The 14,057-nt window shown below is 49.3% G+C and carries 11 protein-coding genes; 7 read left to right on the plus strand and 4 right to left on the minus strand.

The window, feature by feature from the left end; translation table 11 throughout:
• Positions 1-6: 6 nt before the first annotated feature.
• Complete coding sequence (locus tag OTK50_RS16235; RefSeq protein WP_007408951.1) at positions 7-945, plus strand: putative nucleotide-diphospho-sugar transferase; 939 nt, start codon at positions 7-9, stop codon at positions 943-945.
• 29 nt (positions 946-974) lie between these two features.
• Here the strand turns inward: OTK50_RS16235 and OTK50_RS16240 are convergent, their stop codons facing one another.
• Together OTK50_RS16240 and OTK50_RS16245 are read right to left on the minus strand one after the other, a co-directional pair.
• A complete protein-coding gene (locus OTK50_RS16240) occupies positions 975-2,204 on the minus strand; it encodes an MFS transporter (RefSeq protein ID WP_007408952.1) in 1,230 nt (409 codons plus the stop codon).
• A 117-nt stretch (positions 2,205-2,321) separates the two neighbouring features.
• Positions 2,322-3,707 carry an amino acid permease gene (locus OTK50_RS16245; protein ID WP_266121960.1) on the minus strand — a complete coding sequence of 462 codons (1,386 nt, stop codon included), beginning with the start codon at positions 3,705-3,707 and terminating at the stop codon, positions 2,322-2,324.
• 244 nt (positions 3,708-3,951) lie between these two features.
• Here OTK50_RS16245 and OTK50_RS16250 point away from each other — a divergent pair, with 244 nt between their 5' ends.
• From OTK50_RS16250 to OTK50_RS16260, 3 genes are all read left to right on the plus strand, one after another.
• Positions 3,952-5,409 (plus strand): aldehyde dehydrogenase family protein, encoded by a 1,458-nt coding sequence (locus OTK50_RS16250; protein ID WP_038457244.1) that lies wholly within the window; start codon positions 3,952-3,954, stop codon positions 5,407-5,409.
• A gap of 465 nt (positions 5,410-5,874) precedes the next feature.
• Complete coding sequence (locus OTK50_RS19975) at positions 5,875-6,279, plus strand: methyl-accepting chemotaxis protein (RefSeq protein ID WP_370466150.1); 405 nt, start codon at positions 5,875-5,877, stop codon at positions 6,277-6,279.
• A gap of 129 nt (positions 6,280-6,408) precedes the next feature.
• Complete coding sequence (locus tag OTK50_RS16260) at positions 6,409-7,308, plus strand: SDR family oxidoreductase (RefSeq protein WP_007408956.1); 900 nt, start codon at positions 6,409-6,411, stop codon at positions 7,306-7,308.
• A 47-nt stretch (positions 7,309-7,355) separates the two neighbouring features.
• Here the strand turns inward: OTK50_RS16260 and OTK50_RS16265 are convergent, their stop codons facing one another.
• Positions 7,356-8,423 (minus strand): glycosyltransferase family 2 protein, encoded by a 1,068-nt coding sequence (locus tag OTK50_RS16265; protein WP_266121961.1) that lies wholly within the window; start codon positions 8,421-8,423, stop codon positions 7,356-7,358.
• Between the two features lie 158 nt (positions 8,424-8,581).
• Between OTK50_RS16265 and OTK50_RS16270 the strand changes: the two genes are divergently transcribed.
• From OTK50_RS16270 to OTK50_RS16280, 3 genes are all read left to right on the plus strand, one after another.
• The gene (locus OTK50_RS16270; RefSeq protein WP_138091867.1) at positions 8,582-10,471 is read left to right on the plus strand and encodes an ABC-F family ATP-binding cassette domain-containing protein; all 1,890 of its coding nucleotides are present in this window, start codon (positions 8,582-8,584) and stop codon (positions 10,469-10,471) included.
• A gap of 190 nt (positions 10,472-10,661) precedes the next feature.
• The gene (locus OTK50_RS16275) at positions 10,662-11,084 is read left to right on the plus strand and encodes a MerR family transcriptional regulator (protein ID WP_044802026.1); all 423 of its coding nucleotides are present in this window, start codon (positions 10,662-10,664) and stop codon (positions 11,082-11,084) included.
• A 63-nt stretch (positions 11,085-11,147) separates the two neighbouring features.
• Complete coding sequence (locus OTK50_RS16280; protein WP_014304592.1) at positions 11,148-12,332, plus strand: MFS transporter; 1,185 nt, start codon at positions 11,148-11,150, stop codon at positions 12,330-12,332.
• A 43-nt stretch (positions 12,333-12,375) separates the two neighbouring features.
• Here the strand turns inward: OTK50_RS16280 and OTK50_RS16285 are convergent, their stop codons facing one another.
• On the minus strand, positions 12,376-13,932 hold the full coding sequence (locus OTK50_RS16285) for an ABC-F family ATP-binding cassette domain-containing protein (protein WP_003155656.1): 1,557 nt from the start codon (positions 13,930-13,932) through the stop codon (positions 12,376-12,378).
• Positions 13,933-14,057: the final 125 nt, after the last annotated feature.

The following is a 14,057-nucleotide window of genomic DNA, read 5'->3' on the forward strand; positions in this document are numbered from 1 at the left end:
GATATGGTGAGTAAATATCATTTTTCAACCATTGTTTCCAGAACGCATATCTTTAAACTGATGCCGATGATTCATTCTCTCCATGAGCATTGCCGGGATTTTCATCTGTATGTGCTGTGTGTCGATCAGAAAGCGTACGAACTGCTTCAGCAGGTGCCGTGGGAACATATCACGGCGGTTCAGCTCCATGAAATGGAGGACCCGGAGCTGCTTGAAGCAAAGGGCGGCCGGACGTTTCATGAATATTGCTGGACGCTGAAGCCGGCATTTCTGTTCCATGTGATGACGGAGTATGATGAAGCCGAATATTTTGCCCACTTGGACACCGATCTCTTTTTCTTCTCAGATGCGGGCGAGCTGTTTGCGGAAAAGCCGGATGCTTCCCTTTTTCTGACGGACCACCGCAATTCAGAACGGTTTGCGTCTTATTACAAGCTGACAGGGCAGTACAACACCGGGTTTGTCGGCGCGCGGAATACCGGGGAAGCGTATCGGGCGGTCTGGCAGTGGAGGCAGGATTGCATCTCTTATTGTACGGTGGAGATGAATGAAGAAAAAAAGACATACGGTGATCAAAGGTATGTTGAAAAGTGGCCCGCGCAGTTTGAAGACGTTCATGTCACGGAGTCGATCGGCGCGAATGCGGCGCTGTGGAATATTGAGCAATATGACGTCAGCCTGCGCGGCGGGGCTGTATATGTCAATGACACCCCGCTGATTTTTTATCATTTTTCAGGCTTTACGCTCGTCACGGAGAACGAATTCAATCTGTGCTGGTACTATCACATTGATGACGAGGCGACAGTCAATATGATTTACGTGCCGTACATCAAAAACGTAAAAAAATGGATTGATGAAATTCAAAAAGCGTTTCCTGATTTCAGAGACGGGTTTATTCCGAAATATGCGGTTCCTGATACTCATTTTTATACGGTTGAAACATAAAATCCCTGCCTTTTCGGCAGGGATTATTTTTATGAATGCCATTCTTTTAATGTTTTGTCGCTCGGCAGGACAAAGGCGAGCAGACCTAAAACGGGCAGAAAGGCGACGGCTGTCATGGTCGGCGTCAATCCCGCTGAATCAATAAGAGCTCCGAGCGCAACGGCTCCGATCGCGCCCATTCCGAAGGCGAGCCCGACTGTAAGCCCTGACATCGTTCCGATTTTGCCTGGAACAAGCTCCTGCGCGTAGACAACCGTCACGGAGAAGCTGGACATCAGAACAACGCCGATCAGCGCCAGTACGCCATAGGCGATGACAGGCCCCGCAAACGGAAGGAAAATCGTCAAGGGAGCCGATGCTATCATCGAAACAATGATGACGTTCCGCTTTCCGAAACGGTCTGCAAGCGGCCCGCCGAGAAACGTTCCGACAGCTCCGAAAAATAAAAAGACGAAGATGTAGCTCTGTGCCTGCTGAATGCTGACATGATAGGCATTCATCGCATAGAACGTATAAAAGTTGCCGATCGCGCTCACATACCAGGAGCGCGCGAAAATTAAGAAGATAATCATGATAAGGGCGAGAATAATCGGTTTTGTAATCACGGTCTGCACAGCGGAGGCCGGTGATTTTTTACTTACGGCGCGCAAATGAATAAGGCGGCCTTTATACCATTTGGCGATATAGATGAGAAACAGCACAGCGATTGCGGCGACTAGCGTAAACCAGACAGAGCCGAATTGACCAAGCGGAACGAGAATCAGCGCGGTAATCAAGGGCGCCATCGCCTGGCCGGTATTCCCTCCGACTTGGTAAATCGATTGCGCCAACCCGCGCTTTTCGCCGGCGGCCATGTAGGCGACACGCGATCCTTCAGGATGAAAGACGGCGGAGCCAAGGCCGATAAAAAAGACACAGCATAAAATCGTCAGAAAAGACGGGGCGAACGCGAGACCTAAAATGCCGAGCATGCTTGCGGTGAGTCCGAGCGGCAAAGCATACGGCATCGGGCGTTTATCCGTATACCAGCCGATGACGGGCTGCATCACGGAAGACACCATATTCAGCGTAAAGGCGATAATTCCGAGCTGCGTAAACGTAAGATTCATGGAACGTTCCAATATCGGAAACATCGCCGGAATCACCGCTTGCAGTGAATCGTTCAGCAAATGACAGATCCCGATAATGAACAAAATAGAATACATGGTTGTCTCGGGACGATGGACAGGTTTTTCTTTAAGCGGGGCGGCAATTGCCAAAGTGATTCTCCTCCTTTTTATGTAAACGAAGCATACACCATATTATTCATAAGGTGAATGAATTATCAAGTGCAAAAAAGGCTCTTCTTTCTCAAACAGAAAAAAGAGCCTCCCTTTTTATTTATTTAACAAACTGTGTTTTCTCGAATACATCATATAAACGACGATCCCGGCGGCGATCCAGATGACAAAGGCGAGCCATGTCACGCCCGGCAGGCTGCTTGCGAGATACAGGCATAAGCATGCGCTGATGATCGGCACAAAAGGCACGAAAGGAACACGGAAGGAAGATTTGATATCCGGATGTTTCTTTCTTAAAACGATGACGGCGATCGCAATGACCGTAAAGGCCGCCAAGGTTCCCATGTTGACGAGATGCGCCAAGGTTCCCAAATCAATAAAACCCGCGATCCCGGCGGCAACGATCCCCGTCACCCATGTGTTTTGAAACGGTGTTTTAAAACGCGGGTGAACCTTGGAAAACATGCGGGGCAAAAGGCCGTCTCTGCTCATCGCAAATGTAAGGCGCACCTGAGCGTAAAGCAGAGCGAGCATGACCGTTGTAATCCCGATAATCGCGCCGACGGAAATAATGCCTGCTATCTTGTTCTGGCCGACAAATTGGAGCGCGAAAGATACCGGATCTCCGACATTCAGCTTAGTATACGAAAGCATTCCCGTCAGGACGAGCGATACCGTAATGTAAAGGATGGTGCAGATGGCAAGCGCGCCGATGATTCCGACCGGCATTGATTTCTGCGGGTTTTTCACTTCCTCCGACGCGTTTGACACGGCATCAAATCCGAGATACGCGAAGAAAACGGTCGCGGCGCTCGTGATGACGCCTTTCATTCCGAACGGCATAAACGGCGACCAGTTTTCCGGTTTCACGTAGCCGAAACCGACGATGATAAACAGCAGAATGATCGCAATTTTCATTAATACAATGACATTGTTAAAGCGGGTGCTTTCTTTCACGCCCCTTGAAACAATCGCGGTAATGACCAAAATAATGATAACGGCCGGCAGGTTGAACACGGCACCCGTTTTGCTTCCGGGTGCGGCGGTCAGCGCCTCCGGAAGATGCAGCCCGAAGCCTGCAAGAAGCGACTGGAAATAGGATGACCAGCCGGTTGCGACGGCGGCGAGCGCGATGACATATTCAAGCATTAAGTCCCATCCGATTAAAAACGCGAGACACTCCCCGAGAGTGACATATGAATACGTATATACGCTGCCTGAAATCGGAATGGATGAAGAAAATTCCGCATAACAAAACGCGGCGAGCGCGCAGGCAAGGCCCGCGAGCACAAACGACAGAATCAAAGCCGGTCCTGCGCCTGTCGCGGCCACAGTCCCGGTAATCACAAAAATCCCCGTGCCGACAACACAGCCGATTCCGAGCAAAACCAAGTCAAAAGCGCTTAACGAGCGGGACAGGCTGGTCTGTTTGCTCTGGGCCTTTAAGTCGGCCAGCGGCTTTTTCCGAAATAGTAAAGACATATGGGTCCTCCTGAAAATTCATAATATTCTTATCATTATATACACTGACGTTTGTATTATATTGTCGAAATTTCTCGCAGTCAATTAAAGAATTTTCCACTTTAAAAGGACAAAGCTAAAAAGCGTCGATGCACGGAAGGAACGGGAATTTTATTGTGAAATAGTTCAATTTTCTCACCTTAAGACCGATACAAAAGATGACTCATCAACTAATTTCAAGTTTCGGTGAAAGGGAGATGTTTACATGTTTCAATATGAAGAACTAAATAAGCAGTTTATCGGCGGCCGATGGAGGGATGGAAGCAGCCGGAACGTATTGGAAAACAGAAATCCTTATACTCAAAAAGTCATCACCTCATTCCAAAAAGCGACGTCTGATGACGTGGATGCGGCATATCGCGCCGCGGCTCTTGCGAAACAAGAATGGGACAAAGTAAACCCTTTTAAAAAGCGGGCCATTTTGGAAAACGCCGTTTCTTTCATTGAAGAGCACGAAGAAGCGATTATTTACTTAATTATGGAGGAGCTTGGCGGAACACGGCTGAAGGCTGAGTTTGAAATCGGACTTGTCAAAAATATGATAAAAGAAGCCGCAACATTTCCGGTGCGGATGGAAGGAAAAATTCTCCCGTCCACGATTGACGGAAAAGAAAACAGACTGTACAGAATACCCGCCGGAGTCGTGGGGGTGATCAGCCCGTTTAATTTCCCGTTTTTCCTTTCGATGAAATCTGTTGCGCCGGCACTCGGCGCGGGGAACGGCGTCGTGCTGAAGCCTCATGAAGAAACACCGATCTGCGGCGGAACGCTTATCGCGAAAATTTTTGAAGCGGCCGGCGTACCGGACGGGCTGCTCAATGTTATCGTGACAGATATCGGGGAGATCGGCGACAGCTTTGTTGAGCATCCCGTGCCGCGGATTATCTCATTTACAGGCTCAACCGGAGTGGGCAGCTATATCGGACAGCTTGCAGTCAAACACTTTAAAAAACCGCTGTTGGAGCTTGGCGGAAACAGCGCGCTGATCGTGCTTGAGGATGCTGATCTTGAATACGCCGTCAATGCGGCCGTATTCAGCCGGTTTACGCATCAAGGCCAGATCTGTATGTCGGCGAACCGCGTGCTCGTTCACACATCTGTATATGACAAATTTACAGAGCTTTACGAAGCGAAAGTGTCATCGCTGAAAGTCGGCGATCCGATGGACCCTGATACGGTTATCGGTCCTTTAATCAATGAGAGGCAGGCGGAAGGTCTGAGACGGTCTGTCGAAAAAGCGATAGAAGAGGGAGCGGTTCCGGTGCTGTCCGGCCGATTCAGCGGAACGGTCGCTGAGCCCGTCATTTTAAAAGATGTGAAACCTGAGATGAGCATCGCGAAGGAGGAGCTGTTCGGACCGGCCGTCTGCATCATGCCGTTTGAAACGGAGGATGAAGCGGTAAGCATCGCAAACGCGACACCGTTCGGTTTAAGCGGAGCCGTGCATACGGCAAACGTTGAGCGCGGCGTTGAGTTTGCCAAGCGGATCGAAACCGGCATGATTCACGTCAACGATACGACCATTAATGATGAACCGAACGTCGCGTTCGGCGGCGAGAAACAATCAGGTCTCGGCAGGCTGAACGGCGAATGGAGCCTTGAAGAATTCACCACGCTGAAATGGATTTCGGTTCAGCATGAAAAACGGCAATTCCCATATTAAGAAGGAGTGAAAGAAATGAGTATACAGACGGAGCAGCAAACCCACAGCCTGCTTGACGCTTTTGTCAAAGTTGCGCCTTTTTTAAACAGCCTGATCCAAGATGACATCACCATCGGAATTTATGATACAGAAAAATTAATCGTGAATATTCCGGCTAAAACGTTTTCTCTTAATGTAAAGCCGGGAGACCCGCTGCAAAAAGGGGACATCATTACAGACGCGATCCGCATGAATCAGAAGAAGACAAGCATGGTGCCGAAAGAGCTGTTCGGATTTCCGCTGATCGCCAGAGCGATTCCGCTTCACGATGAAAACGGAAAAGTCATCGGCGGCGTCGGTCTCGGCACGAGCCTTGAAAAATCAGCCAAGCTTCACGACGTCGCTGAAAGCCTGTCCGCCGTCGTGGAACAGACCGCTTCGGCCATCGCGGATATCTCAGAATCCATCAGCGGTTTCTCAGCACAGATGACCGGGATTTCCACTCAGGCGAAACAAGTCAGTGAAAGCGCGGGAGAAATCGCCGACATTTCCGTCACTGTCAAGGGCATCTCGGATCAAAGCAATCTGCTCGGTTTGAATGCGGCCATTGAAGCCGCGAGAGCAGGAGAATCCGGCAAGGGCTTTTCCGTGGTGGCGGATGAGATCCGCAAGCTTGCCACTCATTCAAAAGACAACGTCGGCCAAATTGACCAGATTACGAAAAAAATCCACAGCCTGCTGAAAGGGCTGGAGGACTCTATTGAATCCATCAACCAGAACACAAACGGCCAAGCGGCGGCGGTTGAACAAATTTCTGCCACGATGCAGGAAATTTCGGGAAGCGCCCAGCATTTAGCGAAAATGGCTGAAAACGTACTCGGAGAGTCATAAAAAAAGGGAGCTTACGGGCTCCTTTTTTGTTTTCCCTTTATCAAGCGGAAACTGCACTTACACGTTTGATCCGTCATGCTAAAGGGGTACACATACGAATACATCACCAATGATAAAGGAGAGTCTTGTATGTCTGATGCAAATCTGCACAACCCGCTGACGAAATATGATCATGATGAATTTCCAAAACAATATCAAGAACCGCCCGGTTTGCAAAAAGAGATGAAGCCTGTGCCGGACTGCGGTGAAACGAGCTATAAAGGAGCCGGTAAGCTGAAGGGAAGAAAAGCCCTCGTCACCGGCGGCGATTCAGGTATCGGCCGGGCCGCCGCGATTGCTTATGCCCGGGAAGGGGCGGATGTGGCGATTAACTATCTGCCTGAGGAACAGCCGGATGCCGAAGAAGTGAAAGCGTTAATTGAAAAAGAGGGAAGAAAAGCCGTTCTGCTGCCGGGAGATTTAAGCGATGAAGCGTTTTGCGGAGAATTGGCGGAAAAAGCGTATCAAGAGCTTGGCGGTCTTGACACGCTCGCTCTTGTCGCCGGCAAACAGCAGGCAGTGGATGATATCAGCGATCTTGCCACAGAACAAATCTATCAAACATTTGAAGTCAACGTATTCTCGCTGTATTGGCTCGTCAAAGCCGCACTTCCGTATCTGCCGGAAGGCGCGTCTATTATCACGACAACGTCCGTAGAAGGGTATAATCCAAGCCCGATGCTGTTGGATTATGCCGCGACGAAACATGCCATTATCGGTTTTACCGTCGGCTTAGGAAAGCAGCTGGCGAATAAAGGAATCAGAGTCAACTCGGTAGCGCCGGGGCCGATCTGGACGCCGCTGCAGATTTCGGGAGGACAGCCCGGTGAAAACATTCCGAAATTCGGCAAGGAAACACCGGCCGTTCCATTAAAGCGCGCCGGACAGCCGGCGGAGCTAGCAGGGATTTATGTCTTTTTGGCCTCAGAAGAATCGAGCTATGTGACATCCCAGATTTACAGTGTAAGCGGAGGAATTCCGACAGCGTAATCAATAAGGAGCTGCCCTTCATACGGGGGCAGCTCTTTTTTTTGATGTTATGTGCCGAGCACGTTTTGATTATACAGGACACTCGGATGTGACGGATGATAGGAGGCGGCTTTGTCGTTATGAATCTTCGCTTTTTCTCTGTCGCCGAGCTGCCAGTGGCAGACGCAGAGCTGCAGATGGGGATACCAGGTGGAATATTCGAGCTGGGTAAAGCCTGCATCACTGCTTTTGGCGGATAGGGCGAGCTCATACCAAAATACGCCCTGCCGGTATTGCCGTTTCTCCGCAAAATAGTCGCCGAGCCTGCAGCAGAACTCCGGCCGCGGACAATCGATCAGAAATGATTTTAAGAGAGACGTCATGGCGGCCTCTTCATGGCCGACCGCCCTGTAGCAATCGGATAGATATTGGCACGTTCTGATCTCGTCTTCGATCCAGCACTGTTTTGTGGAAAGAAAATGGTGATAATACGTGATGGCGCGCTGATACTGGCCGTGATCCTTTAATTCATTCGCGAAGTAAAACAAATCGCGCGGTGTCATCGTTTCACTGTTTTCCGCCATTTTCTCATAAATCTTCAAGTTGCGGTCTGAGGGAGGCGAGTGCTTTTTCTCGGATTTCCGGTGTGTGACGGCAATATCGGTTTCTATGATGTTTCCGTATACTTCAAGATACTCATGCACGGCTCCGATCCAGCGGAACCCTTTTTCACGCTTGACGAGTCGGTTGCGGCGGTATCTGAAGCTGACCTCTCCCCGAGCATCAAAGCCGACGTGATAATACATGGATACCGCGTCCACCTCTTTTGAAAGCGACGCCTTCAGTTCAATCAGCTTTTCACGGTCCTTTTCCGTCAGTATATCGTCGGCGTCCAGCCACAGAATATAACCCATTTCCGCTTTCGAAAACACAAAATTACGGGCGGCCGCAAAGTGATCGATCCATTCAAAATCATAAATCTTATCCGTATAACGGGCCGCGATTTCTTTCGTCCGGTCGGTCGAGCCCGTATCAGCAATCACAATTTCATCCGCAATGTCTTTGACGGAATCAAGGCAGCCCGCAAGCACTTCCTCTTCATTTTTCACGATAACGCACAAACTGACGCTGATCATGTCATCACCTCTTCCCCTCCAGTGTATAAAAGGAGAGGCGGAAACATTCTTCGGACAAAATGATCTCTTCCAAGAAATTTGTCTGTCCTTTTACTAGTTTTATTCCAGCGCCTGATTTAAAATGAACACATGAACTTACGTGAGGATTGATAGGGACCATGAGCATCATAAAAGCGGAAAACCTTTATAAAACATACGGAGATAAGACATTATTCGACCATATCTCCTTTCATATTGAAGAGAATGAAAGAATCGGTTTAATCGGCCCGAACGGAACGGGGAAGTCTACGCTTCTGAAAACCATTGCCGGCCTTGAATCAACGGAGGAAGGCGAGATTACGGCTTCAGGAAGCGTGCATATTGAGTTTTTGCATCAGGACCCTGAGCTTCCGGCCGGACAAACCGTACTTGAGCATATTTATTCCGGCGGATCAGCCGTCATGAGAACGATGAGAGAGTACGAAAAAGCGCTTCAGGCGCTGAATGAAGAACCGGAAAATGACCAGCGCCAGAAACAGCTGCTTGATGCGCAGGCCCGAATGGACGCGAATGATGCGTGGGAGGCGAATACGTTAGCCAAAACGGTTTTAACCAAACTTGGCGTCACCGATCTGATGAAGGATGTCAGCGAGCTGTCCGGCGGCCAGAGAAAGCGCGTCGCGATTGCGAAAAACGTCATCCAGCCGGCTGACCTGCTCATTTTGGATGAACCGACAAACCACTTGGACAATGAAACGATTGAATGGCTGGAAGGCTACTTATCGCAATACCCGGGTGCCGTTATGCTTGTCACGCACGACAGATATTTTCTGAACAGGGTGACGAACAGAATTTACGAGCTTGAGAGAGGCAGCCTTTATACGTATAAAGGAAACTATGAAGTATTCTTGGAAAAACGGGCCGAACGGGAAGCGCTGGCGGAGCAGAAAGAAACAAAACGTCAAAACCTCCTGCGCCGCGAATTGGCGTGGCTCAGAAGAGGGGCGAAAGCGCGCTCGACGAAACAAAAAGCGAGAGTGGACAGAGCGGAGGCGCTCAAGGAGCAAAAAGGGCCGGCAGTCTCCGGATCACTCGATTTCGCGATCGGCTCACACCGTCTCGGAAAACAGGTGATCGAAGCCGATAACGTCGCCATTACCTATAACGGCCAAGCGCTGATCAGCCGGTTTAATGAGCTTGTCATCCCGGGGGAAAGAATCGGCATCATCGGGCCGAACGGAATCGGAAAAACGACACTTTTAAACAGCCTCGCCGGCAGAATTCAGCCTGACAGCGGCAATATCACCATCGGGCAGACGGTCCGGATCGGCTACTACACCCAGGACCACAGCGAAATGAACGGTGATATGAAAGTCATTGAATATATAAAAGAGACGGCTGAAATCGTCAAAACGGCGGAAGGCGATGTCATCACCGCGGAACAAATGCTTGAGCGTTTTCTGTTCCCGCGTCCGATGCAGCAGACGTATATCAGAAAGCTGTCGGGCGGGGAAAAGCGCCGTCTGTACTTGCTGAATGTACTGATGCAGGAACCGAATGTGCTGTTTTTAGATGAGCCGACCAATGATCTGGACACGGAAACATTAAGCGTGCTCGAAGATTATATCGAACAGTTCCCGGGCGTCGTCATCACCGTATCCCATGACCGCTATTTCCTTGACCGCGTCATTGACCGCCTGATCGTATTTGAAGGACAAGGTGTCATTTCCCGTTTCCAAGGTTCGTACAGTGAATACATGGAACACGCAAAAGCGAAGAAGACGGCGGTAAAACAGCCGGCCGAAGAGAAAAAGGCGGAAGAAGAGCCGAAGAAAAAACGCAAAAAGCTTTCATATAAGGATCAGATCGAATGGGACGGCATCGAAGACAAAATCGCCGGCCTTGAAGAAAAGCATCAGCGTCTGGAAGCGGAAATCGCTGAAGCGGGAAGTGATTTCGGAAAGATTCAAGAACTGATGGCCGAACAGGCAAAAACGGCTGAAGAGCTTGAAGCGGCGATGGAGCGCTGGACCGAATTGTCACTGATGATTGAAGAACTTGAGAATTAAGAAAAGCCGGTACGGCCCCCGAGAAGATGGCGGGTCATACCGGCTTTTTTTATCTTGCACAGATGTTTCCCGGCGCTTTAAAGACAAACGTTTTGTCCAAACTAAGTTTATCAGGCATAAAAAGTTTACGTTTACGTTAAGGTTCAAATGGTGTATAATAGAAACAGATACGACAAGAGGGGGATTCACCTTGGAATGGATGAAGATTGATCAAGTTGCCAAGCGAAGCGGATTGACAAAACGAACCATTCGTTTTTACGAGGAGATTGGTTTGATTCCTGCTCCTAAACGGACAGAAGGCGGCGTCCGGCTTTACTCTGAAGATGATATGGAGGAGCTCGAAAAAGTAACCAGCACAAAAGAAGTGCTCGGTTTTTCCCTTCAGGAGCTTCAGCAGTTTATGGAGATGAGCCGTCAGCTGGAATTAAACAAAGAGGGGTACTTGTTGTCACTGAATCCGAAGGAACGGAAAGAAAAGCTGGAAGAGATTCAGCACGCTTTGAACCACCAGCTTGAGATGATTGATGAGAAGATCAGCACATTTCAGCATTTTAAAACGCGCCTTAACGGAATGAAAGAAAAAGCTGAACGCGCCATTCAATCAATCGAATGATTTTGCTGTAAACGCTATGGATATAGCGTTTCTTTTAATGGATCAAATAGGAGGTCTGGTCAAATGGATACATCATCACAACAGAAAACAGGCTTATTCAGCCAGCCAAAAGCCGTTTGGGCGGTTGCGTTTGCCTGTGTGATTTCCTTTATGGGAATCGGTCTTGTCGATCCGATTCTTCCGGCGATCGCCGCACAATTACATGCTTCACCTAGTGAAGTATCTCTGTTATTTACAAGTTATTTGCTCGTTACCGGTTTTATGATGTTTTTCTCCGGCGCGATTTCAAGCCGGATCGGCGCAAAATGGACGCTGCTTCTCGGACTTATTTTTATCATCGTGTTTGCCGCCCTTGGCGGAAGCTCAAGTTCAATCGCTCAGCTTGTCGGCTATCGCGGCGGCTGGGGGCTTGGGAATGCTCTCTTTATTTCAACCGCGCTTGCCGTCATCGTCGGGGTATCTGTCGGCGGCAGCGCCAAAGCTATTATTCTGTATGAGGCCGCGCTCGGACTGGGAATTTCCGTCGGGCCGCTTGCTGGCGGAGAGCTAGGCAGCCTTTCATGGCGCGCTCCGTTCTTCGGAGTGTCTGTCCTGATGTTTATAGCGCTTTGCGCGATTTCACTCATGCTGCCGAAGCTGCCGAAACCGGCGAAACGCGTCGGTGTGTTTGATGCGATGAAGGCGCTCAAATATAAAGGCCTTTTGACAATGGCAGTATCTGCATTCTTATACAACTTTGGATTTTTTATTTTGCTTGCTTATTCTCCGTTCGTGCTGGATTTAGATGAACACGGTCTCGGATATGTCTTCTTCGGCTGGGGCCTTCTGCTGGCAATTACGTCAGTCTTTACGGCGCCGCTCGTGCACAAAGCGCTGGGCACAGTGCGTTCGCTCGTCGTTCTCTTTATCGCCTTTGCGGCCATTCTCGTTATTATGGGGGTCTGGACTGACCATCAGACGTTGATCATTACATGTATCGTTGTTGCCGGTGCTGTCCTCGGTATGGTGAATACGATCATGACAACCGCTGTGATGGGTGCTGCGCCGGTTGAACGTTCAATCGCGTCTTCAGCCTACAGCTCAGTCCGCTTTATCGGCGGTGCGCTCGCTCCGTGGATTGCGGGAATGCTGTCAGAACACTTCACCGCAAGCACTCCATATACAGTAGGCGGGATCGTCGTTTTTGTAGGCATGCTTGTCCTTCTCATGGGACGCAAACATCTCGCCGGAATAAAAGCCGGACATTAAGAAAAAAAGGAACTTCCGCACGGGCGGGAGTTCCTTTTTGTGTTTACAGCACTTTTGTCGTCCAAGACTCACAATTCCATGTTTCCGTCGCGATATCCATGTAAAACTCGGGTTCGTGGGAAATCAGCAGAATGGAGCCTTTGTATTCTTTCAGCGCGCGTTTCAGCTCTTCTTTCGCATCGACATCCAGGTGGTTTGTCGGTTCGTCAAGCACAAGTAGATTTGTTTCTGAATTGATCAGCTTGCACAGTCTGACCTTCGCTTTTTCTCCTCCGCTGAGAACGGAGACGCGGCTTTCAATGTGTTTGGTCGTCAGGCCGCATTTGGCGAGGGCGGCGCGGATTTCGTACTGGGTAAAGGAAGGAAATTCGCTCCACACTTCTTCGATGCACGTATTGTTATTGGTTTCTTTCACTTCCTGCTCGAAATAGCCCGTGTATTGATGCTCGCCGCGCTCCACCGTGCCTTCCAGCGGCTGGATTTCACCGAGCAGGCTTTTTAACAGCGTCGTTTTCCCGATGCCGTTTGCGCCGTACAGGGCGACTTTCTGTCCGCGCTCCATTCTGAGATTGAGCGGGCGTGACAGCGGAGTATCGTAACCGATGACTAAGTCCTTCGTTTCAAAAATGAGCTTGCCTGACGTTCTCGCAGGCTTGAAATGGAATTCCGGTTTCGGTTTTTCGGCCGCCAGTTCGATCATATCCATCTTATCAAGCTTTTTCTGACGGGACATCGCCATATTTCTCGTGCTGACGCGGGCTTTGTTGCGGGCGACGAAATCTTTCAGCTCAGCCACTTCCTGCTGCTGTTTTTTGTAGGCGGCTTCGAGCTGCTGTTTTTTCACTTCGTAGACTTCCATAAACTGATGATAATCGCCGACATAACGCGTCAGCTCCTGGTTTTCCACATGGTAAATCAAATTGATTACGCTGTTTAAAAACGGAATGTCGTGAGAAATTAAGATGAACGCATTTTCATATTCCTGCAAATAGCGTTTCAGCCATTCAATATGCTGTTCATCAAGGTAGTTCGTCGGTTCGTCCAACAGAAGGATTTCCGGCTTTTCCAAAAGCAGTTTGGCGAGCAGCACTTTCGTCCGCTGTCCGCCGCTTAAGTCAGTGACGTCGCGGTCTAGGCCGACTTCCTGCAGGCCGAGGCCGCGGGCGATTTCTTCAACTTTGCTGTCAATCACGTAGAAATCATTGTTTGTCAGGGCGTCCTGAATGACACCGACATCTTCAAGCAGCTGCTCAAGCTCATCAGGGTCCGCTTCGCCCATTTTGTTGTAAATCTCGTTCATTTCTTCTTCCATCGCAAATAAGTAATGGAACGCATCCTTCAGCACGTCGCGGATCGTTTTTCCTTTTTCAAGCACGGTATGCTGATCGAGATAGCCGACACGCACGTTTTTCGCCCATTCAACCTTACCCTCATCAGGCTCAAGCTTTCCGGTAATAATATTCATAAACGTTGATTTACCTTCGCCGTTTGCTCCGATTAAGCCGACGTGCTCCCCTTTTAAAAGACGGAACGATACATTGTTAAAAAGCGCACGATCACCGAAGCCGTGGCTTAAATCTTTTACGGATAAAATACTCATCATTACACCTCTATCGTTATCAGACACGCTTTATTTATCATGTGTCTTTCTCATTTATGATTATAAAGGAGGAGACCGTTTGTTAAAAGGCTTGGAAGGAAAAAGAAAATTGCGTTTGACGCGTG

This window comes from Bacillus sp. NEAU-CP5, from assembly GCF_026420705.1.
In the GTDB taxonomy this organism is placed as follows: Bacteria; Bacillota; Bacilli; order Bacillales; family Bacillaceae; genus Bacillus; species Bacillus velezensis.

Bases quoted from the DNA above. Each gene is read 5' to 3' on its own strand.
- OTK50_RS16245 (WP_266121960.1), bottom strand. From the start codon at position 3,707: ATGTCTTTACTATTTCGGAAAAAGCCGCTGGCCGACTTAAAGGCCCAG.
- OTK50_RS16250 (WP_038457244.1), top strand. From the start codon at position 3,952: ATGTTTCAATATGAAGAACTAAATAAGCAGTTTATCGGCGGCCGATGG.
- OTK50_RS19975 (WP_370466150.1), top strand. From the start codon at position 5,875: ATGACCGGGATTTCCACTCAGGCGAAACAAGTCAGTGAAAGCGCGGGA.
- OTK50_RS16260 (WP_007408956.1), top strand. From the start codon at position 6,409: ATGTCTGATGCAAATCTGCACAACCCGCTGACGAAATATGATCATGAT.
- OTK50_RS16265 (WP_266121961.1), bottom strand. From the start codon at position 8,423: ATGATCAGCGTCAGTTTGTGCGTTATCGTGAAAAATGAAGAGGAAGTG.
- OTK50_RS16270 (WP_138091867.1), top strand. From the start codon at position 8,582: ATGAGCATCATAAAAGCGGAAAACCTTTATAAAACATACGGAGATAAG.
- OTK50_RS16280 (WP_014304592.1), top strand. From the start codon at position 11,148: ATGGATACATCATCACAACAGAAAACAGGCTTATTCAGCCAGCCAAAA.
- OTK50_RS16285 (WP_003155656.1), bottom strand. From the start codon at position 13,932: ATGAGTATTTTATCCGTAAAAGATTTAAGCCACGGCTTCGGTGATCGT.